Annotated in this window: 9 protein-coding genes; 6 read left to right on the top strand and 3 right to left on the bottom strand. The window is 67.3% G+C overall.

The annotated features are described in order from the left end of the window. Nucleotides 1-1088, bottom strand: a 1088-nt coding sequence (mdtD, locus tag Q8O26_RS13720) for a multidrug transporter subunit MdtD (RefSeq protein ID WP_305576505.1), incomplete at its 3' end; no start/stop codon positions are given. Nucleotides 1089-1098: 10 nt separating this feature from the next. Next, complete coding sequence (gene tpiA / locus Q8O26_RS13715; RefSeq protein WP_305576503.1) at nt 1099-1851, bottom strand: triose-phosphate isomerase; 753 nt, start codon at nt 1849-1851, stop codon at nt 1099-1101. 166 nt (nt 1852-2017) lie between these two features. On the opposite strand from tpiA, the gene Q8O26_RS13710 reads away from it, so the two are divergent. From Q8O26_RS13710 to Q8O26_RS13685, 6 genes are all read left to right on the top strand, one after another. Beyond that, nucleotides 2018-3904, top strand: a complete 1887-nt coding sequence (locus Q8O26_RS13710; RefSeq protein ID WP_305576501.1) for a peptidylprolyl isomerase — start codon at nt 2018-2020, stop codon at nt 3902-3904. Between the two features lie 24 nt (nt 3905-3928). Next, complete coding sequence (gene trpE, locus Q8O26_RS13705) at nt 3929-5446, top strand: anthranilate synthase component I (RefSeq protein WP_305576499.1); 1518 nt, start codon at nt 3929-3931, stop codon at nt 5444-5446. Next, nucleotides 5443-6057 (top strand): aminodeoxychorismate/anthranilate synthase component II, encoded by a 615-nt coding sequence (locus tag Q8O26_RS13700; protein WP_305576497.1) that lies wholly within the window; start codon nt 5443-5445, stop codon nt 6055-6057. Before trpE ends, Q8O26_RS13700 begins: the two co-directional genes overlap by 4 nt. Continuing rightward, the gene (trpD, locus tag Q8O26_RS13695) at nt 6057-7073 is read left to right on the top strand and encodes an anthranilate phosphoribosyltransferase (RefSeq protein ID WP_305576495.1); all 1017 of its coding nucleotides are present in this window, start codon (nt 6057-6059) and stop codon (nt 7071-7073) included. Before Q8O26_RS13700 ends, trpD begins: the two co-directional genes overlap by 1 nt. A 4-nt stretch (nt 7074-7077) precedes the next feature. Beyond that, entirely contained in the window at nt 7078-7866 is a 789-nt protein-coding gene (gene trpC / locus Q8O26_RS13690; RefSeq protein WP_305576493.1) for an indole-3-glycerol phosphate synthase TrpC, read from the top strand. A gap of 229 nt (nt 7867-8095) precedes the next feature. Continuing rightward, nucleotides 8096-9250 (top strand): VWA domain-containing protein, encoded by a 1155-nt coding sequence (locus Q8O26_RS13685; RefSeq protein WP_305576491.1) that lies wholly within the window; start codon nt 8096-8098, stop codon nt 9248-9250. Between the two features lie 79 nt (nt 9251-9329). Here the strand turns inward: Q8O26_RS13685 and Q8O26_RS13680 are convergent, their stop codons facing one another. Further along, nucleotides 9330-9668, bottom strand: a complete 339-nt coding sequence (locus Q8O26_RS13680) for a phasin family protein (protein ID WP_305576489.1) — start codon at nt 9666-9668, stop codon at nt 9330-9332. Between the last annotated feature and the right edge of the window lie 302 nt (nt 9669-9970).

The following is a 9970-nucleotide window of genomic DNA, read 5'->3' as shown; positions in this document are numbered from 1 at the left end:
CAGCCGAGAAGGACGATCATCGCCGGCAGCGACAGGAGGGGCATGAAGGCGAAGGCCGCCTGCAGGCAGCCGAGCACCAGGGTGTTGACGACGAGAAACCGCCGGTACCCATAGCGGGTGATCAGCCGGGTGACGGCGCGTTTCGCTGTCATCGCCATGGCGGCGACCGGGAGCATCATCATGCCGGCCTCGACCGGACTGCGCGCCAGACCCACCTGCAGCAGCAGCGGAATGAGGAAGGGCATGGCCCCGGAACCGATGCGCGCGAAGAGATTGCCGAGAAGACCGACCGTGTAGGTGTGGATGCGGAACAGGCTCAGCGGAAAAAGAGGGTCGGGATGGCGCTGGGCATGCAGGAAATAGCCGACGATCAGCGCGAAGGCGAAGACGAGCAGCACCAGCACCGTCGCCCGCTCGAAGCCGAAATCGGTCAGCCCGTCGAGCGAGAAGGACAGCGCCACCATGCCGAGCGACAGCATGAGATAGCCGAGCGTGTCGAAACGACCGATGCCGGGATTGCGGCTCTCCGGCATGTAGAGGACGGTCAGCACCACGCCGACGATGCCGACCGGCAGGTTGATCAGGAAGATCCAGTGCCAAGAGGCCGTCTGCACCAGCCAGCCGCCGAGCGTCGGGCCGATCAGCGGCCCGATCAGGCCGGGAATCGCGACGAAACTCATCGCGGGGAGGAACTGGTCGCGCTGCACGTTGCGCAGCACCACGAGGCGGCCCACCGGCAGCAGCATGGCGCCGCCGGCTCCCTGCACGATGCGCGACAGGACGAGTTGGGTCAGTGAGGTGGAAGCGGCGCAGGCCACCGACCCGACTGTGAACAGCACGATGGCCGCGAGGAAGACATTGCGGCTGCCGAAACGGTCGGCGAGCCAGCCCGAGGCCGGGATCAGCATGGCCATGGTGAGCGAGTAGGCGATGATCACCGAGTGCATGCTCAGCGGACTTTCGCCGAGCGCCCGCGCCATGGACGGCAGCGCCGTGTTGACGATGGTGGAATCCAGCGTCTGCATGAAGAAGCCGACGGCGACGATCCAGAGGAGGATCCTGAAACTTCCGCCGCCGGCCTCGGTCATCCGGCCATCCTCAGCGATAGGCGGCAGCGATGGCCAGGAAGTCGGCGGCCTTGAGGCTCGCACCGCCCACCAGCGCGCCGTCGACATTCTCGACCGCCATCAGCTCCTTGGCATTGGCCGGCTTCACCGAACCACCGTAGAGAATGCGGATGCCGGCGGCCTGCTTGCCGTGGCGGGAGACGAGCTTCCTGCGGATCAGGGCGTGGACCTCGGCGACGTCGGCGGCCGTCGGGGTGAGGCCGGTGCCGATGGCCCAGACCGGCTCGTAGGCGACGATGATGGTCGCCGGTGTCGCATGCTCGGGAACGGAACGCGCCACCTGACGCCCGACGACGGCCAGCGCCTTGCCGGCTTCGCGCTCGGCGCGGGTCTCCCCGACGCAGACGATGGCGGCGAGGCCGGCGCGCAGCGCGGCCGAGGCCTTGGCGGCCACCAGCGCATCGGTCTCCTTGAAATATTGCCGGCGTTCAGAATGGCCGACGATCACCGCCGTCGCCCCCGCATCGGCCAGCATCTCGGCGGAGACCTCGCCGGTGAAGGCGCCCGAGGCTTCGGGATGGCAGTCCTGGCCGCCGATGGCGACGCGCGAGCCGAGGGCGGTCGCCGCAGCCGTGAAGACCAGCGGCGCTGGCGGGCAGATCATCAGGTCGACCTTGGCGCGCAGGCTGGCGTCATAGCCTTCGGCGAGAGCCACCAGTTCCTTCAGCGCGGCACGGCTGCCGTTCATTTTCCAGTTGCCGGCGACGAGCGGGCGCACACCCATGACGAACTCCCTGACAGTGATGAAAATGGAATGGCCGGCTGCCTAGCAGAAGCCGCAGAAGGGTACCACCTGCCATGCTTGCCCCTCGGGGGCGCCGTCACTATGCTCCGCCGACTTTTTCGCCCCCTCGCGGCCCTCGTCGCCGCCCGCAGGAGACCCGCCCGGCATGTTGACCGGCCTTCGCAGCGCCTTCGAGAAGGGCTTCGCCCGCTTCATCCTCATCGCCCTGATGGCGGTGCTGGTCCTGTCCTTCGCTGTCTGGGGGATCGGCGACATCTTTCGTGGCGGCACGGCGACGACCGTCGCCAGCGTCGGCGGCACGCAGATCTCGGTCCAGAACTTCCAGAACGCCTATAACCGCGAGGTGCAGAATCTCGGGCGTATGGTCGGCCGCGGTATCACGCCCGATCAGGCCCGCCAGTTCGGCATCGACCAGCGCGTCCTCAACCAGCTCGTCACCGAGGCGACTCTCGACGAGCGCGGCCGCCAGCTCGGCCTCGGCATCGACGACGCGACGATCCGCGCCCGCATCGTCTCGACGCCGCAGTTCCGCGGCCCGACCGGCCAGTTCGACCGCAACGCCTTCACCGAGGTGCTGCGCCAGTTCGGCTTTACCGAACAATCCTTCATCGACAACGAGCGCCGGCTTGCAGTGCGCCAGCAGATCGCAGGCGCCGTCTCCGAACGGCTCGGCACGCCGCGCGTGCTGATCGACGCCATGACGCGGTTCCAGAACGAGTCCCGGCAGGCCCAGTATGTCGTGCTCGGCGCGGCCCAGGCCGGCGAGGTCCCCGCCCCCGATGCGGCGACGCTGCAGGCCTATTTCGACACCAACAAGGCGTTGTTCCGCGCCCCCGAATTCCGCAAGCTGGTGCTTCTCACACTGTCGCCGCAGGAACAGCTCGGCTTCCAGCAGGTGCCGGACGAGCAGGTCGCCGAGGAGGTCGCGCGCCTGCGGGAAACCAGCGAGCGCCGCACCGTCCAGCAGCTCACCTTCGCGACGCCCGAGGAAGCCCAGGCTGCCGCCGAGCGCCTCAAGGGCGGCGTCTCGTACGACGACCTCGCGAAAGAGCGCAACGTCGCCGAGACCGACCTGACGCTGGGCAGTCTCTCGCGCACTCAGATCGCCGATCCGGCCGTGCGCGACGCCGCCTTCGCCCTCGCTGCCGGTGCCGTCAGCGAGCCGGTGCGCGGCCGCTTCGGCACCGTGCTGCTGCGGGTGACCGTCATCGAGCCCTTCAACGAGGGCCAGGTGATCGAACAGGCGCGCATGACCATCGCCACCACCATGGCCCGCAACGCCGTCAACGACCTGCACGACCGAATCGAGAAGGAGCGCTCGTCCGGGCTGCCACTCTCCGACATCGCCGCCAAGGTCGGCCTGACCGTGACCCCCGTCGATGCCGTCGATGTGCAGGGCCGCGACCCCGCCGAGGTGCAGCTCAACCTGCCCGGCGCCGCCGATTTCCTCCCGACCGCCTTCCGCGCCGAGGTGGGCCTTGAGAACGAGCCGGTCAACAACCGCACGAGCGGGCTGTGGGTCTGGTACGAGGTCGCCGCCGTCACACCGGCCCGCGACCGCACGCTCGACGAGGTTCGCCCCCAGGTCGAGGCGCGCTGGCGCGAGGACGAGGTCAAGATCCGCATCGGCAGGGCCGCCGACGTGATGGCGACGTCGCTGCGCGAGGGCAAGCCGCTCACCGAGCTCGCCCAGGCGGCGGGCCTCGAGGTCAGGACGACACCGGCAGTGCGACGCAGCGCCACCGACGGCGTCTGGGGAGCCAGCGCCATCCAGATGCTCTTCGCCACTGCCCAGGGCCAGAGCACCAATGCCCCCGCCGCCGACGGCATCGACCGCATCGTCTTTGTGACGACCGAGATCGCCCTGGCGACGGATGCCACACTGGACGAGCGGACCCGGGACCAGCTCTCGCAATCCATCGAGGACGACGTTCTCGCGCAGTACATCGCACGGCTGCAGCGGGACTTCGGCTCCAGCGTCAACCGCACGCTGCTCAACCGGGCGGTCGGCGGCACGGCCGATGCCCGCTGAGGCGGCGGCGACAACGAGGACGTCATGCAGATCGAACCGGCCTTCGAGGCCTTCCAGCCCCTCCACGCCGCGGCACAGCCGCAGGTGGTGTGGACGACGCTGGTGTCCGATCTGGAGACGCCGGTTTCCGCCTATCTGAAGATCGCCGGGTCGCGAACCAACGCCTTCCTGCTCGAGTCGGTGGAGGGAGGCGCCATCAAGGGCCGTTATTCCATCCTCGGCATGGAGCCGGATCTGATCTGGCGCTGCCGCGGGTCGGTGGCCGAGATCAACCGCCGCCCGGCCGCCGACCGCAACGCCTTCGTGCCCCTGCCCGAGGCGCCGCTGACCGAGTTGCGCAAGCTGCTCGCTGACAGCCGCATCGCCATTCCCGAGACGCTGCCGCCGATGGCGGCCGGCGTCTTCGGCTATCTCGGCTACGACATGGTTCGGCAGATGGAACATCTGCCGAACGTGCCGCCCGATCCGCTCGGCCTCGCCGACGCGCTGTTCATCCGCCCGACCGTCGTCCTCGTCTTCGATGCCGTGAAGGACCAGATCACCGTGGTGACGCCGGTGCGGCCGCAGGCCGGCCAGACCGCGAAACAGGCCTATGACCAGGCCGTCAACCGGCTCGGCGCCGTGCTCGACGCCCTCGACGGACCGCTCGACAAGCAGACTCCCCTGCCCGACCACGCCGAGATCATGGCGGGCCTCGTCTCCAACACGCCCGTGGCGGATTATTCCGCCATGGTCGACCGGGCGAAGGACTACATCGCGGCCGGCGACATCTTCCAGGTCGTGCTGTCGCAGCGCTTCTCGACGCCCTTCACCCTGCCGCCCTTCTCGCTCTACCGGGCGCTGCGGCGGGTGAACCCCTCGCCCTTCCTCTACTATCTCGCTTTCGACGGCTTCTCGGTCGCCGGCTCCTCGCCGGAGATCCTGGTGAGGGTGCGCGACGGCCGCGTCACCATCCGCCCGATCGCCGGCACGCGGCCGCGCGGCGCGACGCCCGCGGACGACAAGCGCCTCGGCGAGGAACTGCTCGCCGACCCGAAGGAGCGCTCCGAACATCTGATGCTGCTCGATCTCGGCCGCAACGATGTCGGCCGGGTCGCGCAGATCGGCACCGTGGAGGTCACCGACAAGTTCTTCCTCGAGCACTATTCCCACGTCATGCACATCGTCTCGAACGTCGAAGGCGAGTTGGACCCGAAGCACGACCTGATCGACGCCCTCGCCGCAGGCTTTCCCGCCGGCACGGTGTCAGGCGCGCCGAAGGTGCGCGCCATGCAGATCATCGACGAGCTGGAGAAGGAGAAGCGCGGCCTCTATGCCGGCTGCGTCGGCTATTTCTCCGCCACCGGCGCCATGGACACCTGCATCGTGCTGCGCACCGCCGTGGTCAAGGACGGGCAGATGTATGTCCAGGCCGGCGCCGGCATCGTCGCCGACAGCGTCAACGCTATGGAACAGGCCGAATGCGTCAACAAGGCCAAGGCGCTGGTCCATGCCGCCGACGAGGCGGTGAAGACGGCGGCCCGCGTCGGGAGGGGCCAGTGAAGATCACCCTCATCGACAATTACGACAGTTTCACCTGGAACCTCGTCCACTATATCGGCGGTCAGGATATCGGCGGCGTCAGGCCGAAGGTCGAGGTCATCCGCAACGACCGGACCACCGCCGAGGCCGTCATCGCTTCCGATCCCGACGCGATCGTGCTCTCCCCCGGCCCCTGCACGCCCAACGAGGCCGGCATCTGCCTCGACCTCATCGCCACGGCCTCCGCCCGCATCCCGATGTTCGGCGTCTGCCTCGGCCACCAGGCCATGGGCCAGAGCTTCGGCGGCGACGTCATCCGCGCGCCGAAACCGATGCACGGCAAGATGTCGACCATTTCGCACGAAGGCCGCAGCGTCTTCCGCGGCATCAACGGACCCTTCCAGGCGACACGCTATCACTCGCTGACGGTCGACCGTGCCACCTGGCCCGACGATCTCGAGATCACCGCGAAATCCGAAGACGGCGTCGTCCAGGGTCTGATGCACCGCTCGCGGCCCGTCCACGGCGTGCAGTTCCACCCTGAGAGCATCGCCTCCGAGCACGGGCACCGCATGATCGCCACTTTCCTCGACCTCGCGGCCGCTTGGAACCGCAGCCAGGGACGCCGCTGATGGAACAGTTCAAGACCCTGATCGCCAAGGCAGCGACCGGCACGCCACTGACGCGCGAGGAGGCCTCCGCCGCCTTCGACCAGATCATGTCGGGCAATGCGACGCCCTCGCAGATCGGCGGCTTCCTGATGGCGCTTCGGGTGCGCGGCGAGACGATCGACGAGATCACGGCGGCGGTCGAAACCATGCGCGCCAGGATGGTGCGGGTGGAGGCGCCCGCCGATGCGGTGGACGTTGTCGGCACCGGCGGCGATGCTTCCCACTCCCTCAACATCTCCACCTGCGCCGCCTTCATCGTGGCGGGCGCTGGCGTGCCCGTCGCCAAGCACGGCAACAGGGCGCTGTCGTCCCGCTCGGGTGCGGCCGACTGCCTGATGGCCCTCGGCGTCAAGATCGACCTCACCCCCGCCGACATCGCCCGCTGCATCCGCGAGGCCGGCATCGGCTTCATGTTCGCCCCGGCCCATCACCCCGCCATGAAACATGTCGGGCCAACCCGCGTCGAACTCGGCACCCGCACCATCTTCAACCTGCTCGGCCCGCTCTCCAATCCGGCCGGCGTCAAGCGGCAGATGGTCGGCGTCTTTTCCGGCCAATGGGTCGATCCGCTGGCCGCCGTGCTGGCCAATCTCGGCTCCACCCATGCCTGGGTCGTCCATGGCTCGGACGGGCTCGACGAGGTGACGGGCACCGGCCCCAGCGCCGTCGCCGAGCTCAAGGGCGGCCGCGTCACCAGCTTCAACGTCCACCCCTCCGATGTCGGTCTCGGTCTCTGCCAGCCCGGCGACCTCAAGGGGGGCGACGCCGCCCACAATGCCATGCAGCTGCGCGCCGTCCTCACCGGCGCCCGCAACGCCTATCGCGACGTCGCAGCCCTCAACGCCGCCGCGGCGCTGGTGGTCTCGGGGCGCGCCGCGACCCTGCCCGACGGATTCGCCATGGCGACGGCGGCGCTCGACACGGGTGCTGCGGCGAAGACGCTCGACCGTCTCGTCGCCATATCCGGCACGGCTTGATCCCATGGCCGACATCCTGAAGAGCATCGAGGCCTACAAGCTGGTGGAGATCGCCGCGGCCAAGCGTGAGCGTCCCTTCGCCGTGATCGACGCCGAGGCCCGTGCCGCGGCGCCGGTGCGCTCCTTTGCCGGCGCCATCACCGACAAGATCGCTGCGGATGGCACTGCCCTGATCGCCGAGATCAAGAAGGCGAGCCCGTCAAAGGGTCTGATCCGCGCCGATTTCGACCCGCCCTCGCTCGCCCGCGCCTATGAGGCCGGCGGTGCCGCCTGTCTCTCGGTCCTCACCGACGCGCCATCGTTCCAGGGCGCACCCGCCTTCCTAACAGCAGCGCGCGCAGCCTGCAGCCTGCCCGCCCTGCGCAAGGACTTCATGCACGACACCTACCAGGTGGCGGAAGCCCGCGCCTGGGGCGCCGACTGCATCCTGGTCATCATGGCCTCTGTCGACGACGCGCTGGCGGCCGACCTCGTCGCCGCTGCGACCGACTACGGCATGGACGCGCTGATCGAGGTCCATGACGAGGCTGAACTCGACCGGGCGCTCACCCTGCCCTGCCGCCTCATCGGCATCAACAACCGCAACCTCAGGACCTTCGAGGTGACGCTGGAAACCGCCGAGAGGCTGGCCCCGCGCATTCCCGCGGACCGGATCGTCGTCGGCGAAAGCGGGATTTTCGTCTCATCGGATGTCTCCCGGCTGCGAGCCGTGGGCATCCACACCCTGCTGGTCGGCGAGAGTTTGATGCGTCAGGATGACGTTGCGGAAGCAACAAGGCGTCTCCTTACGTAACGCCACACCTCCGACCATGTCTTTCCCCTGCGCTTGCATCAAAATCCGGAAGATATCGGTAAACAGACGCCTAATTTTCGGCGAAAAATACGCAGATAATTGATTCACGCGCGATTCCGAATGCTTATTTCGGACGCTCTAGTCTGATCCCCGGTCGCAGATCGGGGGTCGCCACGCCATGTGGAAAATTTTTCTTAGGTTCAAAAATGATCGGCGCGGCGCAATTGCCGTGGTTTTTGCCGTCTCACTCTATCCCATCCTCATGATGATCTGCGCCGCGGTGGATCTCAGCCGCCTTGGGCAACAGCAGGCGCGCCTGCAGGCGGCCCTCGACGCCGCCGCCCTGTTCGTCGCCCGCCTCGTCGCCGACGGCAAGCCTCCCGCCGATCTCAGCGCCGCTGCCCGCGCCTTCGTCATCGGCAACATCAACCCGTCAGAAATGTCGAACGTCGTCATCAACGCCTCGATGGACAGCACCAACGTGCTCGTCACCGGCAGCGGCCAGATCAATCCGGTCATGGCCAACATCCTGAGCGCCGGCGATCTCATGATCCGCGGCACCGCTGGCGCGGCCTGGCGCACCAAGAAGATTGAGCTCGTCCTCGTGCTCGACAACACGGGGTCGATGTCGAGCGCCGGCAAGATGGCGGCGTTGAAGACGGCAGCCAAGAACCTGATCGACACCATGGCGATCGTGTCCAACAAGCCCGATGCCGTGCGCATCGGCATCGTGCCCTTCGACGTGCAGGTCCGCCTCGGGACGACCTACAAGAACGAGAGCTGGCTCACCTATGGCGGAACCAGCATCACCGCCAATTCCTGGACCGGCTGCGTCGCCGACCGTGACCAGAGCAACGACGTCGCCGATACGGCGCCCAATGCCGGCGTCCCGGCCACTCTGTTTCCCGCGCGCAACTGCACGAACTCCAACCTGACATCGATCATGCCGCTGTCCACCGACTGGACCGCGCTCAAGGCCAAGGTCGACGCCATGTCCCCGGCCGGCAATACCAACGTCACAATCGGACTGGTCTGGGGCCTCCACATGCTGACGGCCAGCCAGCCGCTGACGACGGCGCGGACCCTCGTCCAGGAACCGGATCTCGAGCGAATCATCATCCTGCTCACCGACGGTGACAACACGCAAAACCGCTGGACGACCAACGGCACGTCCATCGACGCCCGCACCGACCTCGCCTGCACCAACACCAAGGCAAACGGCATCCGGCTCTACACGATCCGGGTGATCAACGGTGACGCCGCCCTGCTGCGCCGCTGCGCCACGACGCCGTCGATGTATTTCGACGTCCGGTCGGCCGCCGAACTGGTGCCGGTCTTCCAGCGCATCGCCGCCGAGATCGGCCAGCTGCGCCTGACACAGTGACGGAAAGACGTGTTTTGCAACGAAAAAGGCCCGGCGCGCTGCGCCGGGCCTTGAGGTCACAGGCTCACGCCTGCAACGATCACTTGGCCGGAACGAGCTTGCCGAAGGCGGCCTCGTAGGGCTTGAAGACCTCCTTGAAGAGGTCGGTATAGAGCTCGCCGATCTTGGTGGCGCGGGCGACCGAAGCCTCATAGGCGGCCTTCGCGTAGTCCGACTGGACTTCGATGACCTTGTCCAGGCTCTTGACTGCGGCGATCTTCTCGATCGTCGCCGAACCGTCCTCGAAAGACTTCTTGGAATAGTCGACCATCTCGGCGGCAATCGCCTGATAGCCCTTGGTGAGGACCGTCATCGCCTTCACGGCGTTGTCGAGATTGTCCTTGCCGAGTTTTTGCACGTCGTCGAAATTCTGGGCCATGGCCGCTCTCCTCGCGATAATCCGCCGAATTCGTTTCCCGGCCGGGGGTCGCCGAGCATCTGCACTGACGCCCTTTTTATAGGCAACATGCTGCACTGCGTCAATTAATCTTTTTGCACTGCAGCATCATCCGATCGGCTGAGGCCCGCACGCCTTCGGGCGCCAAAGCGGGCCGACGAATCGCCGCTTAACCAACTGGCAACCGCGACCGCTTACCGTGCTCATCAACGGCCCCTGAGGTTCAGGAGCTGCAGTGCCGAGTACGGCTGCGTATCGCCGATTGTGGTGTCGCGTCGCCGGCG

It is taken from the genome of Phreatobacter sp., assembly GCF_030691135.1.
Lineage (GTDB): Bacteria > Pseudomonadota > Alphaproteobacteria > Rhizobiales > Phreatobacteraceae > Phreatobacter.
Note: the sequence above shows the minus strand (reverse complement) of the source record. Positions and strands in the feature narration are given on the sequence as shown.

Bases quoted from the DNA above. Each gene is read 5' to 3' on its own strand.
- Q8O26_RS13710 (WP_305576501.1), top strand. From the start codon at position 2,018: ATGTTGACCGGCCTTCGCAGCGCCTTCGAGAAGGGCTTCGCCCGCTTC.
- Q8O26_RS13680 (WP_305576489.1), bottom strand. From the start codon at position 9,668: ATGGCCCAGAATTTCGACGACGTGCAAAAACTCGGCAAGGACAATCTC.
- trpC (WP_305576493.1), top strand. From the start codon at position 7,078: ATGGCCGACATCCTGAAGAGCATCGAGGCCTACAAGCTGGTGGAGATC.
- trpD (WP_305576495.1), top strand. From the start codon at position 6,057: ATGGAACAGTTCAAGACCCTGATCGCCAAGGCAGCGACCGGCACGCCA.
- trpE (WP_305576499.1), top strand. From the start codon at position 3,929: ATGCAGATCGAACCGGCCTTCGAGGCCTTCCAGCCCCTCCACGCCGCG.
- tpiA (WP_305576503.1), bottom strand. From the start codon at position 1,851: ATGGGTGTGCGCCCGCTCGTCGCCGGCAACTGGAAAATGAACGGCAGC.